11 protein-coding genes are annotated in these 15,129 nt (G+C 41.6%); 8 read left to right on the forward strand and 3 right to left on the reverse strand.

Annotated elements, in window-relative coordinates; translation table 11 throughout:
* The first annotated feature begins 169 nt into the window (after window positions 1-169).
* The 3 genes from metG (at window position 170) to H9647_RS10435 (ending at window position 4,300) form a co-directional block, all read left to right on the forward strand.
* Window positions 170-1,819, forward strand: coding sequence for a methionine--tRNA ligase (gene metG / locus H9647_RS10425; protein WP_191799702.1), 1,650 nt, complete (start codon window positions 170-172; stop codon window positions 1,817-1,819).
* Window positions 1,820-1,890: 71 nt separating this feature from the next.
* The gene (locus tag H9647_RS10430; RefSeq protein ID WP_191799703.1) at window positions 1,891-3,558 is read left to right on the forward strand and encodes an L-lactate permease; all 1,668 of its coding nucleotides are present in this window, start codon (window positions 1,891-1,893) and stop codon (window positions 3,556-3,558) included.
* Between the two features lie 235 nt (window positions 3,559-3,793).
* On the forward strand, window positions 3,794-4,300 hold the full coding sequence (locus tag H9647_RS10435; protein ID WP_191799704.1) for a DUF6944 family repetitive protein: 507 nt from the start codon (window positions 3,794-3,796) through the stop codon (window positions 4,298-4,300).
* Window positions 4,301-4,365: 65 nt separating this feature from the next.
* On the opposite strand, the gene H9647_RS10440 is transcribed toward H9647_RS10435, so the two are convergent.
* Window positions 4,366-6,489, reverse strand: coding sequence for a serine hydrolase (locus tag H9647_RS10440; RefSeq protein WP_191799705.1), 2,124 nt, complete (start codon window positions 6,487-6,489; stop codon window positions 4,366-4,368).
* A gap of 324 nt (window positions 6,490-6,813) precedes the next feature.
* Between H9647_RS10440 and H9647_RS10445 the strand changes: the two genes are divergently transcribed.
* Window positions 6,814-7,053, forward strand: a complete 240-nt coding sequence (locus H9647_RS10445) for a hypothetical protein (RefSeq protein ID WP_191799706.1) — start codon at window positions 6,814-6,816, stop codon at window positions 7,051-7,053.
* Between the two features lie 84 nt (window positions 7,054-7,137).
* Here H9647_RS10445 and H9647_RS10450 read toward each other — a convergent pair whose 3' ends face one another.
* Together H9647_RS10450 and H9647_RS10455 are read right to left on the reverse strand one after the other, a co-directional pair.
* Window positions 7,138-8,970: a cache domain-containing sensor histidine kinase gene (locus H9647_RS10450; RefSeq protein ID WP_191799707.1), complete on the reverse strand. Its 1,833-nt coding sequence runs from the start codon at window positions 8,968-8,970 to the stop codon at window positions 7,138-7,140.
* Between the two features lie 6 nt (window positions 8,971-8,976).
* On the reverse strand, window positions 8,977-10,608 hold the full coding sequence (locus H9647_RS10455) for a response regulator (protein WP_191799708.1): 1,632 nt from the start codon (window positions 10,606-10,608) through the stop codon (window positions 8,977-8,979).
* Between the two features lie 230 nt (window positions 10,609-10,838).
* On the opposite strand from H9647_RS10455, the gene H9647_RS10460 reads away from it, so the two are divergent.
* The 4 genes from H9647_RS10460 to H9647_RS10475 all read left to right on the forward strand — a co-directional run bounded on the left by H9647_RS10460 (window position 10,839) and on the right by H9647_RS10475 (window position 15,127).
* Window positions 10,839-12,233 carry an extracellular solute-binding protein gene (locus tag H9647_RS10460; protein ID WP_191799709.1) on the forward strand — a complete coding sequence of 465 codons (1,395 nt, stop codon included), beginning with the start codon at window positions 10,839-10,841 and terminating at the stop codon, window positions 12,231-12,233.
* 80 nt (window positions 12,234-12,313) lie between these two features.
* Entirely contained in the window at window positions 12,314-13,210 is an 897-nt protein-coding gene (locus tag H9647_RS10465; protein WP_191799710.1) for a carbohydrate ABC transporter permease, read from the forward strand.
* Between the two features lie 11 nt (window positions 13,211-13,221).
* Window positions 13,222-14,109: a carbohydrate ABC transporter permease gene (locus tag H9647_RS10470; RefSeq protein ID WP_225229210.1), complete on the forward strand. Its 888-nt coding sequence runs from the start codon at window positions 13,222-13,224 to the stop codon at window positions 14,107-14,109.
* Between the two features lie 82 nt (window positions 14,110-14,191).
* On the forward strand, window positions 14,192-15,127 hold the full coding sequence (locus H9647_RS10475; RefSeq protein WP_191799711.1) for a dihydrodipicolinate synthase family protein: 936 nt from the start codon (window positions 14,192-14,194) through the stop codon (window positions 15,125-15,127).
* The last annotated feature ends 2 nt before the right edge of the window (window positions 15,128-15,129 follow it).

Genomic DNA, 15,129 nt, shown 5'->3' on the forward strand with positions numbered 1-15,129 from the left:
GATGATAAATCGTAAGATGACGTACTTATGGAGGCCGTTTTTTCGTGAGGAAGCGGTAAATTAAGGTGGAAACACGTGAGCTAAGCTCTCGTCCTTTAGGGGACGGGGGCTTTTTTTGTTTTCATCGTATTTGAGAGCTCATCACATTAGATTATAGGAGGAACGAAACATGAATGTATTGATTGGAGGGGCATGGCCCTACGCGAATGGATCCCTGCATTTGGGAAGAGTCTCAGGGTTACTCACAGGAGATGTGATCGCACGTTTTTATCGTTTAACTGGAGAAAAGGTACTCTACGTATCGGGGAGTGACTGTCACGGAACACCCATTTCATTACAAGCAAAAAAAGAGGGAGTATCCGCCAGATCTATTGCAGATCGCTATCATGAGCAATTTATAGACTGCTTTTCAAAGCTTGGTTTCTCCTATGATATATACACAAGGACAGACGATCCGTTTCATGCGGAAGTGGTGCAGTCCTTATTTCTTGAACTGTTGGAGAAGAAAGTGCTATATAAAAAAGCGGTTGAGCAGACCTATTGTGTAAATTGCGATCGTTTTTTACCAGATCGATATGTAGAAGGAAACTGTCCGCATTGTGGGAATATCGCAAGAGGGGATCAGTGCGATGCCTGTTCATCTATTCTTGATCCACTGGAACTCCACCATCGGGTATGTAAATTGTGTAGTGAGACACCGATTACTCGACTGTCAGATCATTATTTTTTAGCTTTATCCTCTTTTCAGAATAAGCTGGATACCTACCTCAGGAAAGCAGAGGGTTGGAGAGAAAATGCGATCCACCTATCTGCTCGTTATCTGAAGGAAGGTCTTCAGGACCGGGCGGTTACACGTGATTTAGATATTGGTATTGACGTTCCGATCGAGGGCAGTGCTGGAAAGAAGATTTATGTATGGATTGAGGCGATCATAGGTTATTTATCAGCTAGTAAACAATGGTCTGAGGAACAAGGTGACCCAGATTTATGGAAGGATTTTTGGAGTGATAATGAAGTGAAATCTTATTATGTTCACGGAAAAGATAACATTCCGTTTCATACACTTTTATGGCCAACTCTACTCTTGGGCGCAGGTGATTTACACCTGCCAGATCATATCTTATCCAGTGAGTATTTAACGTTAGAAGGAAAGAAGTTTTCTACGAGCAACAATTGGGCGGTATGGGTTCCCTATCTACTAGAACATTATGATCCCGATACCATACGATATTTTCTTATTGCTAATGGACCCGAAAATCGGGATACCGATTTTTCATGGAGAGAGTTTATTTATAGTCATAATGGAGAGCTGCTTGGAGCGTTTGGCAATTTTGTGAACCGAAATCTTGTTTTTATAGATAAAGTGTATCATCATACGATTCCAGACGGGAAGATGGATGACAGTATTCAGATAACAATAAAACAGCTGTATATTTCTAGTGGAGACCTTATAAGACAAGGAAGATTAAAGGAAGCACTTGAGTCAATTTTTAGCTTCATTCGGTCATGTAATAAATACGTGGATGAACAAAAACCATGGATTCAAGTAAAAGAAGATCGAGCCACTTGTGAAGCCACCATGTTTACATGTACACAGGTGATCTTGAATTTATCGATCCTGCTGGATCCCTTCTTGCCTTTCGCTTGTAGAAAGATCAGAAACATTCTGAGCTTAGACGAATTAGACTATAGCTGGAATTATACAGAGATATCTGCAGGTCATGAACTAGGGAAAATTGAGCTGCTTTTTCAGCGAATCGATGTGAATCAAATTGAAGTAGAAGTGGAAAAGTTAAAACAGCAAAACATTCGGAACTAAATAAGACTTAGAAAATAAAGTTTTGGGAATTCTATTACTACACTTTAAGAACGAGTAAAGGGGTAACTAACTTGAATTTCCTTGAATTGATTACGGCTGCTATGCCGATTCTTTCGGTGTTGATTTTCCTTGTGATCTTGCGAATGCCTGCAACCGTCGCTATGCCACTTAGTTTTGTAGTCACTGCTGTTCTAGCTTATTTTGTATGGGATATGCCTCTGATTAACCTTACAGCTTCGACACTAGAGGGTGTATTTGTTACTCTTACGGTGTTATTCATTATATTCGGAGCAATTTTGCTTCTGAATACATTGACCCATGGGGGAGCACTTGCTGTAATCAGAGAAGGTTTTATGAATATCTCCGCGGACATGCGAGTGCAGGTCATTATTGTAGCTTGGTGTTTTGGCGGATTTATTGAAGGAGCGGCGGGTTTTGGTACGCCTGCTGCTATTGCAGCACCTTTACTGTTAGCACTTGGATTTCCTCCCATAGCTGCTGTCGTTGTGGCATTAATCGCAGACAGTACGCCGGTAGCTTTTGGAGCCGTGGGAACAACTTTTAATGTGGGAATCAGACAGGGTCTTGATGAAACTTCACCTGTATTTATGAGCTATTTGACAGAGCAAGGTATAGATATCAGCGGCTTTTTACAAGCTATTGCGATGCGGTTAACCCAGATCGATATCTTCATCGGTACCTTTATTCCTCTAATCTTAGTTCTCATGATTACAAGGGTGTTCGGTAAAAACAAGTCCTTTAAGGAAGGATTTCAAATGGCTCCATTTGCGATCTTTGCAGGACTAACTTATACCATCCCAGCAGCACTCGTTGCTACTTTTGTAGGTTATGAGTTCCCTTCTCTACTGGGAGCTTTAGTCAGCCTGATCATTGTTGTTCTTGCTGCTCAAAAAGGGTTTTTACTGCCTAAAGGAGAACCGTGGTGTAAATTCGGTCCTTCTGAGTATGTCAAGAAAGAGATAAAAGCAGAAGAGGAACAGGAAGCATCAGGACATACGTTAACGCTGGCAAAGGCATGGGTACCTTATATTCTTATTGCGGTATTGCTTGTTTTAACTCGTGTGATTAAACCATTACAACGGTGGTTACAGGGAATAAGCATCTCGTGGAACGATATCCTGGGGACAGGGATTAGTCAAAATTGGCAAATTCTATATTCACCGGGATTCATCTTCTTGCTTGTTGTCGCCATTACCGTGGTTCTTCATGAGATTCCAAGAAATAAAATGAAACTGGCTTTCTCTGAAGCAGCAGGTTCTATGGTAGGAACCGCGATTGCACTGGCATTTTCCACGGCCATGGTACGGATTTTCCTGAATTCTGGAATAGAGGGAGCGGTATTACAAAGTATGCCGACGGAACTGGCACAGCTTGCATCTGATGTGTTCGGAGGAGCGTGGCCAATAGCTGCCCCATTCATAGGAACACTAGGGGCATTTGTATCAGGGAGTGCAACGTTCAGCAATATGATGTTTAGTTCATTGCAATTTGATGTAGCTACCGTGAATGGGTTTGCCCCAGATCTTATCATTGCTCTACAGGCAATCGGAGCCGCTGCCGGAAATATGATCTGCGTTAGTAACGTAGTCGCCGTATCGGCGGTCGTTGGGGTACTGGGTAAAGAAGGACAGATCATCAGACTTGCTTTAATACCAAACTTGTTTTACGTTATCTTGTCGGGGATTATCGCTATGTTGATCGCTATGGTATTCATTTAATCGAAGCAGCAGACTATTCACCAGGTATAAAAGAATAGAAGGAAGCGCTGAATATGTTCAGTCGCTTCTTTCTGTTTTTTATGAGTATATTTACATAGTGCTTCGACTCGAAACACAACTCATTCCTGCTAAGAAGCTTAGAACAAGCAACCAATTTTCTTTAAAGTAAAGACCAATCTCTTATTCATACATATAATAAAATATCTTATTTGTTAGAGGGAGGGAGGAGAATACAATGGCCCAGGGCATAGAAAATATAGGTTTGTGGATTGCGGCCTTGGGAACCACACTGATCGCCTCCGTCTCTAATGAAGGTGAAACCTCCAGATTATACGTGATTGGTACGTGTTCTGCTGCTATTGGAGCTATATTATCGGCTTTGGCAGCAACGAGGACAGTGAAGATCAGGAAAATAGTCAGAGAAAAACTTGAAAAACGAGGAACGTTTCTAAGAGCTATTGGATTTGCATTAGTGGCCGAAGCAAAAGGCATGTCTAGCAGTATCCGCATTGCAGCTTCTTTTAGAGCCATTGGTAATGCAACAGCGTTATTAGGTCTTGAGCTGCCTAGCGGCAATAGAAAAAGAGAGAAACTCATAGAGGAAGGCAACTTATTGGCTGTACTCGGGGGAAGCTATGAAATTGTGGAGAGTGAAAAACCTACGACTAGAGTAGAACGGATTCGCTACTATGGGAATATTTTAGAGACAGTCGGAGATGCCCTCAGTCTGAATATAGAATAAAATAAACAGGCTTTTCCTCTAGTAGACAAATCGTCTTAAAGGAAAAGCCTATTTCTTATTTATCCTTAATTGGTAGCCTTACTATCTGCTTGCGTATTTTCTTGCTCTTTAGCAAGTCCAGCGACGATTTGGTCGGTTGGCTGGGTCAGCAATTGGTACATAAGCGCCGCTGCTTCTTGACGAATAAGCGGTTTGGTAGATTGGTAATTGGCAGAACCATTCCCCTGTAATTTAACTTCAGGTCCATAAAGGCCTAGTCCAATCATCATTTGAACAGCAGGGACGGCCCAGGTATCCGTTTTACCAGAGAGCTTTACATTGCTGAATAATTGATCTGGATATTGTTGTTTGTATATTCTCCATATCATCACGGCAGCCTCTTGGCGGGTAATGACCTGATCTGGTTTGAACAGCTTCTGATCTGCACCTTCAATCATACCCATCTCATAACCTGCCTGGATGTATCCGGCAGCAGAATGAGTAGCCCAATCGCTGTCAGTTTTCGGTGGAGTTTTACTTTGCGGGATACCGCTGAGTTCAAGAATCTCCTCGATAAACTCTGCACGAGTGACCGCATTTCTAGGATGGAAATAGATACTCGCATCGTTCGAATAATGTCCAAGTGACTGCAGTCCATAAATAAACGTTGCATAGGTACTTCCTGGACGAACGTCTTTATATCCTGCTGCTTTGACTCCTTTTTTCTCGTATCCAAATGGATTTAAGTAAGGTTCTTTCATATAGATCGTTCCGTCTGTGTTCTCTTTGAAGCCGGTGAATTGGCCGCTGAGTTCATCCATGAATAAATTGTCGTCTACTTGAATCAAGGTGCGAGAACCAATAAAGGCATCCGATATCTCCATTTTACCTGCCTGATCGTCAGCATCCGCAAGTTTGCTTACGATCGTCTTCAGACGAAGATCGGAATAGAGCCCAGCATAACGCTGTAGTTCCTCTGCCGTTTGCGGTTCATAATGATCGAACTTGGCTGGTTCTGCATACTCTGGGAAGAAAGCTGAAATAAATGCAGGATAGAATAAATTACGTAAAGCACCTGCTTGGTTGTAAGTAAGGAAGACACCTGTATTTTGCTCAGGAATAAGGAAGAGATAAGAACTGAAACCAATAATATCTCCTGCCTTCGTTATAATTTTGGAACTGCTTCCTGCTCCCGGAATTTGGAACGGTGACTCAAATCCATAGGTGGTATCTGGCAACAGGGGATGAACTTCTGAACGGTATGTTTCCATACTTGTTACTGTAGCTTCATTAAGTATGCGGTTCTTGCCGTCAGAACCTCCATTCAGGAAAGCAATCATAAATTTGCCAATATCCTCTGCTGTTGACATCATACCCCCTTGAGGCATAGGTGCAGGTGAAAGGGCGTACAGATCAATGGGATTACGAGCAGCATCATAAGCGATGGACAGTTGGTTTTTAAACTTGTCTGTCAGCATAAAATCACTATTCTGCATATCAAGAGGTTCAAATATGTGTTTCTGCATATAGGTTTCAAACGGTTCGCCGCTGACATTCTGGACAACGAGTCCTAGAAGCAATGACGCAAAGTTATCGTACATATAGGAACTACCAGGTTCACGAACAACAGGAGGCATGTGCTCTTGAACGTAGTCCTCTATGGATATGTATTTGTCAAAATCGGCATGAATATCTTCAGCCTTAGGATCGCGGATTTCAAAACCGGTCGTGTGTGTAAGTAAGTTTTCAATGGTTACGGGTGTATCATAGGGATTATCAAATTTAAGACCAGGGACATAAGTTTGAAAATCATTCTTAAGACCTATTTCGCCTTGTTCGACTAGTTGCATGATCGCAATGGAAGTGAACGTTTTTGATACAGAAGCAATGCGAAAAGCTGTTTTTTTCGGATCAACGGGGGTCTTTTCTTGAAGATTAGAGTAACCATATCCTTTTTCTGCAATCACTTTGCCGTCCTTAACAATAATGACGGAAGCGCCTACATAATGAGATAAAGCTTGCTGTGAGTTAAAGAATTCATCTAGAAAAACCTGAGCTGTTTCGGGAGAAAGATTTTTTGGAGCGCTAGCAGTAGATGAGAGGGATGAATCGGCGTGTGCGGATGGTAAGAGTACACCTAAGAAGAGGAATAGAGCTAGAAAAGCAGATGATAACGCTTTCCTTCGAATAAAGACAGGTGAAAAGTTCATACAATCACTCCTTCTTTAATATCGGTATTCCGTGTGTTCTTTACGGATATCAAGCTAATTATAGCAGAGACCTTATTCCAATTAAAGGAACTTTACCATTATTTTAGATTGAGAAAATATGATGGGAAGCGGAAAAAACTTGCCGTTCTAGAAAGACCGGACCAAGATGGTACAAAGATATTGGTAGGTCGAAGCTGAGAACTCGTTGTGAAATAGGGTGAGGAAGAAGGCGTAGCTGCAAGTATCTATCGTGTATGGAATCTTTCTTGCAATTCTACTACAGGGGTCTTCCAAAAAAACATTAATCAGAATGCATTTTACCGGATGCTGAAAGCGATGCTGCTGAATCCAGCAGAACCAAAAGATCAAGCAGGACTTGAACTGGCTATGGCGCAGCTGGAAGGGGACGGAGCGAAAAATTCAGCATTTCGTTATGCTTGTCCGCAAACATTAGAGCATCTGAAAGGTACAGGTGTAAAATGTGCTGAACCCGATGAATCTTTTATTCATCAATTAATTAGTTATGCAGTGAAGATTGGATATTTCCCTGAGGTAAGTAGATAAGAGAAAAGTGGGAAAATCCATCAAGAACCGGCAATTGCCGGTTCTTTTTATTTTGGTGAAGTATCCTTATTACAAGTACATGTTTCAGGTATTATCTATCGAGTGATGAGCCGGATATAAAATCGTAACTTTAGTTCCAACTGAACTGCTCTCTATTTGTAGCCCATACGGTTCCCCAAAATGATATTGTATCCGGTCATGGACATTTTTGATTCCAATATGATCCATATCGAGGCTGCTTGCAGGGTCATGCAGTTTATTCCGAATCTCTAGCAGCTGATTTTCACTGATGCCTAATCCATCATCTTTAATCTCAATACGCATGATTTGATCTGTGACCTCGGCACTCACTTCCAAATAACCGGTTCCTTTTTTTCGCTCCAATCCATGTACAATCGCATTCTCGATCAAGGGTTGAAGTGAGAAATGAATGACAGGAAGCTGCAGAGCTACAGGATCACAAATTTCACGATACTTGATTTTATCTCCAAAACGCATTTGCTGGATTTGGATATAAAGGCGAGTATGAGCAAGTTCTTCTTCTAAGGGCACCAGTTCTTTGCCGGTTTGGATATGTACTCTGAACATTCTTCCCAGCAGCCCAATCATTTCTCCTATGTCCCGTTGTCCTGATATGACAGCTTTCATCTGAATCGACTCAAGCGCATTTGCGAGAAAATGAGGATTGATTTGGCTTTTTAATGCGCCGTATTGCGCTAATTTTTGCTGAGCTAGCATATCAGACGTTTTTTCAAGATTATTTTTCAAGTCTTCCGCCATGTTGCTTATCCCCTGATATAAGATACCAAACTCATCTTTGCGATTTGTATTCAGTTGAATATTTAGATTCCCTGATCCAACAGCTCGAACTTGTCTGCTTAACAAAATGATAGGCTTCGTTACTCTAGCTGAAAGGATCGCAAGAAATAACAAGGCTACGAGCAGTGTACATACCGCAAAACCAAGCAGGATAAAACGAAGGAACTCCGCGTTTTTGATCATTTGTTTCTCGTCTACGTATTGAATGACTTTCCAACCAGAGTAATCCGAAGTAACAAAATTAATATATGCTGGGGTCCCTTGAACAGAAGCATAGAAGTTACCCGAAGAATGCTGCGTGACTTTTTCCAATACTGATTTCTCAAGCATTGTCTCCTCACCTTCAGCTTCATTCCTTCCTTTATAATCTGTCGCAGATGCATACACCGTACTGCCCTTTTCATCAACAATGATAAAGCTTTGGTTACTATTTTCTGAAAGACTGAGAATTTCCTTTAGTGAATCTGGACGGAGATCCACAAGAATGACGCCAAGCGGCTGTTTGCTGCCGGTAATATTAATAACTCTGCCAATGGAAATAACAGAATGTTCTTGCTCTCCGCCAACTCGGTGAAAAGGGGTATGCGTGCCAAAGAGGACAATTTTCCCTCTTCCATTCAGAATTTCCTGATACCATGGCTTACTTAGGAAGTCTGTTTCTACGTAACTGTAACGATTAAAATCTGCTGAATAAAAGACTCGATTTCCTGCATAAATCTGAACACTATCTACATTCTTAATCGTAATTTCAATAGTACTGACAAACTGTTCAATCACATTTCGATATTGATAGTTTTGGTCCTCTTCCGGGTGCTGCAGCCACCTGTAGAGGGCATCCTGAAGACTGCTGTCAAGCTGAGCGTTAAGGGTACCTTTTTCGATACTTTGCAAATATTGATCAATATTAAAGGACAGATTGTTTAGAATCAGACTGGTGCTGTTCTGATATTCATTCTTGATCGATTGGACTGAAAATAAATAGATGAACCAAGACATAACAGCAAGAGGAATGGTGATTATTAGAATCATGAGGACGAAAATTTGCTGATTTACGCGTTTGAAGTGAATTTGGCTAAACCAATGGGTGAGCAGCTTCAAATAAAATCACATCCCTATTCGTTTGCGATAGTGAGTTGGTGTCATGTGAGTAATGCTGCGAAATGTTTTTACAAAATGTTTGTAACTTTTGTATCCGCACATCAGACTAACATCACTGATGAGAAGACTAGGATCTTTCAGACATTCTTTGGCGTATCCGATTCGAAGTTCTGTAACGTAAGTCATATAGTTTTTATTTAGCTTTGTTTTAAATAGTCGGCTTAGATAAGAAGGGTTATAGAAAAATCGTTCTGCCACCATCTGAAGCGAGAGATCGTGATCCAAATGCTGCTTCATAAACTTTTCGATCTCTGAAAAAATGTAGGTGTCTTTGGAATCAGACAGGCTACTGCTATCCATCTGATCTGGATTAGAGATAATCTGCTCTGCCCAATCGGCTAGCCAGGTAAACAACTGCTCGGAGGTTTGGAAATCTTCTATAAAGCTTAGTTTAATCAATTGTTCACTATAGATTTCCGAGGACGAAGAATGATGATGATCTGCGTAACGCAGGATTAAGCTAATGAGCTCTTGAAGAAAAATGAGCCATTGACGCGAACTTTCCCTTAAGTTCAGTTGGTAAGTGCGATGAGAGAAACTGAGAATAAGCTCGTGAAGAGCGGTTGTATCTTTTTGCTCAAGTGTAGTCATGAGTTGCACTTTTTCCATTCCATCCAGTCTGAAAGTCGAAGTCTCTGTTTTTTGAAGAGAAGAACTTGCTGTAGGAGAGAAAAAGTATGTCTCTCGCTCTGAGTAACGAAGTAACAACAGTTCCTCTGCATAATAAAGATGTTTCCCCAGCTCGAAAAGGGAGGGAGAGGGATGTCCAATAGAAATATACGTTTTATGTACTTGACCTTGATTTAATTTTTTCATCGCTACAGCAAGGTTGTGATCGTTCAAGTTCTCTTGATGACAACAGACGATCACGTACAATCGGTTCTGATGGAAGTAGGAGAGTAGGGGGGAAGAATGATCCTCCAAACAGATTGGGACAATCGGTATATGATTCGCAATCAATTGCAACATTTCACCAGACCACTTTATATCCGGTACTGAAAGACTTCCATAGGGAGCAATATGGGTACTGACAATTGGTATATAAATAAGATCAGACTTGACTTGATCTGAGAGATAGAGTAGGTTGTCCGGAGCTTTTTTTGTGAAGTTAGAATCTAATAATTGTTTGACAAGTACACTTTGATTCCATTTGTTTTGTTCCTCCACTAGTATTAATCGTTCCTTCTGCTCCTCTTTTTTCGTGCGAATTAACTGAAGTGTATTTTGAACTGATTTCATACTCTCCTCATACTCTAGCGGTTTCAGCAAATAATCCTGAATATTACCGAGGCGAATGACCTGCTTCGCATAATCGAAGTCGTTATATCCCGTTAGAATAATATAGAAAGTATCCGGCAAAAGCGGACGCAGCTGCTCAATCATCTCAAGTCCGTTCATTTCTGGCATCCGAATATCACTGATGATGAGATCGGGCCTCACTTCAAGTGCAAGTTGCAATCCATCTGCTCCATTTTCAGCTTCATAAATGTCGTTAACGCCTAGTTCCTGCCACGGAAAATAATGCCGGAGTCCCGTTCGAATGATCCATTCATCTTCCACAATTAGCAGCTTGCACATATATACCACCTCATATTTGAAGGATTTCATTACTAAGACAGTAACAGGTGATGTTTTTAACATCATTATACAAAATGTAGGGATATGTAAAGGTAATTCCCTGCAAATAAGTAAAAATTGTGACCCTGATATCAAATTACAGGGATTCTCGATCTGTAAATTTTACATTATTCTTGAGATAGATCACGAAAGAAAATTTTTCGGGTATCGACTAACAAGGGGGAATGGCAATGATCGCTGTAAAGAAACGGATTACTGGTTTTATTTCCGTACTTCTCATGGTTTCTATGATAGCTGCTTGTAGTCCGAATCAAGAAGGTGGAACATCCACCCCAAACAGTGGGGAGAAGGGGAACACAGCAGAGAAACCAGCAGATACAAATAAACCGGTTGAGATTACATGGTGGAATTTCCCTACATATCAAGCCCTTGACGGTGAAGTAGGGAAATACGAGAAACAGTTAATTGAGGCCTTTAATCAAAAACATCCTGAAATCAAAGTGAATCTAGAGATGATTACTTATGATGGAGGACCAGAGAAACTAAATGTAGCGATCGCCACGAACTCTGCACCAGATGTAATCTATGACGCGCCGGGCCGGATTATTGACTGGGCGAAAAAAGATTTACTAGCACCACTGGATGACATGGTTACAGATGAAATCAAAAATGATATTGCTCCCGCATTTTGGAAGCAGTCGGTAGTAGATGAAACCATTTATATGTATCCAATTAATACGGCTCCTTTTATGATGGCTGTCAACAAGACTGTCTTTGAAAAGATCGGTGCACTTGATCTTCTTCCGTTAGACAAACCGGATCGTACTTGGACATTTGACGAATATAAGAAGGCACTAGAGGCAGTAAAAGAAAAAGCACCGGATGTCATTCCTTCCGGATTCTATGCAAAAAGTCAAGCGGGGGATCAAGGAACGCGCGGTTACCTAGCAAACCTCGGTATTTCCAGATTTTTGAATGAAGAGGGAAGTGAGGTTGCTATTAATACGAAAGAAGCAGGAGCTGCGCTGGACTGGCTTGTGCAGGCGGAAAAAGACGGATTGGTTGTATCAGGCTCAGCATCCCTTGCTGCAGCTGACGTTAACGATCTGTTCTTGCAAGGAAAACTTGCTTTCAGTATCAACTATTCCGCTGTACTTAGAGCACAGAATGCACCGTTAAAACAAGCTGAATTTGAAGATGTTCTTCTTCCTTATCCAACACTGGACGGAAGCGAGCCAAAGCTCGAACCTTATCTTGGGGGAATGGCGATCTTTAATAATGATGATGAGGCGAAAATTACGGCTTCCAAAACATTCATCGATTTTGTCGCTAATGATCCGGAATGGGGTAAGAAAAGCTTAATTCAGACTGGAGGTTTGTCGGTTCGAAATTCCATCACTGGATTATATGACGATTCGGAATATGAATACTCAGAGCTTGCACGAAAATTTGTAACCGATCCGCCGACCATTGCAGATGGTTATGCTGAGGTTCGTACATTCTGGTTCCCAGAATTGCAACGTGCTTTATTAGGTGCAGCTAGCGGTGAGGAAGCACTAAATACGTTTGCGACCAAAGCGAATGATGCGATTACAAAAGCGAAAGCAGCAAATACAGCAAAATAAGATCTGTGTACAAAAAGAGAGACAGTGTGCTCTAAGACACGCTTCTCTTTTTGTACAGAAGTGAGGAAAGAAGGGGAATTATGAATCTTACATTCTTTCGAAATAAGCAGTACATATGGCGTGACTGGATCGCAAGTTATTTGTTCTTACTCCCGGCACTAGCATTTTTCAGTATATTCGTTGCTTATCCTATGCTAAAGGGAATCTACATCAGCTTTTTTTCCTATACGCTTCGTGATTTTGATTTTATAGGGTTTGATAATTACCAGCATCTTTTCCAGGACGAAACATTCGGCAAATCGATGTGGAACACGATGCTTATCGTCTTAATTGCCGTCCCTGTTGTCGTTATCTTCTCACTCTATGTAGCCATGATGATTTATCAAAAATCAGAAGGGATACGTTCCCTATTCAGAGGGATATTTTATCTACCTGCCGTTTCCTCTGTTGTTAGTATTACGGTCGTCTGGGCATCGATCTATCATACCAATTATGGAATACTTAACTACCTTACAAGCCTATTTGGAATGGAACCTATAAACTGGCTGGGCGATACACGAACAGCGCTTCTCGCAATCATTCTAGTTCTGATAACAACGTCAGTTGGACAACCGATTATCCTGTATGTCGCGTCGCTTGGGAATATTCCGAAATCTTATATTGAAGCTGCACAAATGGACCGGGCAAACAGCTGGCAAATATTTAAAAACATATTATGGCCAATGCTGATGCCAACCAACCTGTACATTATCGTCATTACCACAATCAATACGTTCCAGGTATTTGCGATCATTCAATTGCTTACCTCGGGTGGTCCAATGTACGCGACATCTACCGTGATGTACGGAGTATATGAGCAAGCTTTCAAATTAGGGAATTTTGGAATTGCATCCGCAATGGGCGTTATTCTTGCTATCGTCATCGGCGCCATTTCGTTTATTCAGTTTAAATACCTCGGCAGTGATGTTGAGTACTAGGAGGCATAAGGATGATGTTTTTCTCGAAAATCACAGGATCCCGTCCCAGACCTCTATCCAGCGGAACAAATCTGAGAAAAAAGACGCCCAGTATCCCTTCCATTCTCGCTAATCTACTGCTGGTACTACTGGCACTATTGTTTCTCTTTCCATTCTACTGGATTGTCACAGGTGCATTTAAGGTACAAAATGTAGCGGTTGCCATACCACCTCAGTGGTTTCCGGAAGAGCCTACGCTTGATAATTTCAGGGCACTCTTCAAGAATCCGGTATGGCGGTGGGGATTCAATAGTTTTTTTGTAGCCTCCTCCGAGATGATCGGGGTGTGCTTAACCGCATCCATGGCTGGTTATGTGCTGGCAAAGAAGATGTTTCCTGGACGAAAACTCATTTTTATTCTATTTGTATCTGCGATGGCACTTCCAAAGCAGGTAATTCTTGTACCCCTGTTCACCATGTTAGCTGATCTGAACTGGATAGATACGTACAAGGGTCTTATTCTACCTGCCATTGGTTGGCCGTTTGGTGTGTTTCTAATGAAACAATTCGCGCAGACGATTCCATCTGAATTAGTGGAGGCAGCCAAAATCGATGGATGCTCCGAAGTTCGATTGTTTGCGACGATTATTCTGCCTCTGCTCAAACCAGCACTTGGGGCACTGGCGATCTTCACATTTATTAACGCTTGGAATGACTATTTCAGTCAGCTCATTATCACGAGGTCTACACCGATGATGACACTTCCTTTAGGACTCGCAACACTTCAAGGTGAGTACACAACCCCTTATGGAGTACTGATGGCAGGAGCTGCTCTTGCTTCCCTTCCGATGATCACGATCTTTCTCTTATTTCAAAAAGCATTTACGCAAGGAATAACGATGGGGGCTGTGAAAGGATAGCTTCGTTACAAAAAGATCAGCTTTGAGACAGAGCTAACAGGGAAATACCGTACTTTATTATCTTAAGAAAAGAGGGGAAGTTATGGCTACTTCATTTGATTTGTCAAAATTCAAAGGTATTATCCCTGCTTTTTATGCTTGTTACGAGGAAGATGGTCAAATATCGCAGGAGCGTACTTACACATTATGTGATTATTATCTTCAGAAACAAGTGCAGGGTGTATATGTTGGGGGCAGCTCAGGAGAATGCATTTATCATAATATTGAGGAGCGTAAGGATGTACTCACCTTTGTTGCCAACCGTTTGAAAGGGAAAATGACGTTAATTGCCCATGTAGGTGCGCCTTCTACAAGAGACAGCATTCTACTTGCTGAGCATGCGGCTTCTCTTGGTTATGATGCGTTATCAGCGATTCCGCCTATCTATTTCACTCTTCCAGATCATGCCGTTTCTAGCTATTGGAACGATATTATTGATGCGACACCACTTCCTTTTCTAATCTACAACATTCCTCAGACGACAGGTTATACCTTGCGTACTCCCTTCTACAAAGAGCTTCTGAAGAATGAAAAAGTGATCGGCGTCAAAAATTCTTCAATGCCTACTTTCGATATTGAACGATTTAAAAGAACCGGGGGCCAAAATTCCATCGTCTTTAATGGTCCTGATGAACAGTTTGTAGCAGGTAGAATCATGGGAGCTGATGGTGGAATCGGAGGTACGTACGGGGCGATGCCGGAACTTTTCCTTATGGCAGACCAGTATATCTTGCAAGGAAAATTTACGGAAGCAAGAGAACTTCAGAGTGACATTAACGAAATTATAGTAGCTCTATGCTCACTTGATGGCTCAATGTATGCCGGTATTAAAGAAGTGCTTCGAAGAAGGGGAGTTAACATCGGAGGCGTCAGACTTCCACTAGCAGGAATCACGGAACAGGACACTGCTAGAATTGATGAGATCATCTCACTCCTGCAACAAGCAGAAAGCCGGTTCATTTCAGAGCGTATCAGCTAAAT

Origin of the sequence: Paenibacillus gallinarum, from assembly GCF_014836635.1 — a bacterium.
In the GTDB taxonomy this organism is placed as follows: domain Bacteria; phylum Bacillota; class Bacilli; order Paenibacillales; family Paenibacillaceae; genus Paenibacillus; species Paenibacillus gallinarum.

Coding starts and splice junctions, on each gene's coding strand:
- metG (WP_191799702.1), top strand. CDS start 170: ATGAATGTATTGATTGGAGGGGCATGGCCCTACGCGAATGGATCCCTG.
- H9647_RS10435 (WP_191799704.1), top strand. CDS start 3,794: ATGGCCCAGGGCATAGAAAATATAGGTTTGTGGATTGCGGCCTTGGGA.
- H9647_RS10440 (WP_191799705.1), bottom strand. CDS start 6,489: ATGAACTTTTCACCTGTCTTTATTCGAAGGAAAGCGTTATCATCTGCT.
- H9647_RS10445 (WP_191799706.1), top strand. CDS start 6,814: ATGCTGAAAGCGATGCTGCTGAATCCAGCAGAACCAAAAGATCAAGCA.
- H9647_RS10455 (WP_191799708.1), bottom strand. CDS start 10,608: ATGTGCAAGCTGCTAATTGTGGAAGATGAATGGATCATTCGAACGGGA.
- H9647_RS10460 (WP_191799709.1), top strand. CDS start 10,839: ATGATCGCTGTAAAGAAACGGATTACTGGTTTTATTTCCGTACTTCTC.
- H9647_RS10465 (WP_191799710.1), top strand. CDS start 12,314: ATGAATCTTACATTCTTTCGAAATAAGCAGTACATATGGCGTGACTGG.
- H9647_RS10470 (WP_225229210.1), top strand. CDS start 13,222: ATGATGTTTTTCTCGAAAATCACAGGATCCCGTCCCAGACCTCTATCC.
- H9647_RS10475 (WP_191799711.1), top strand. CDS start 14,192: ATGGCTACTTCATTTGATTTGTCAAAATTCAAAGGTATTATCCCTGCT.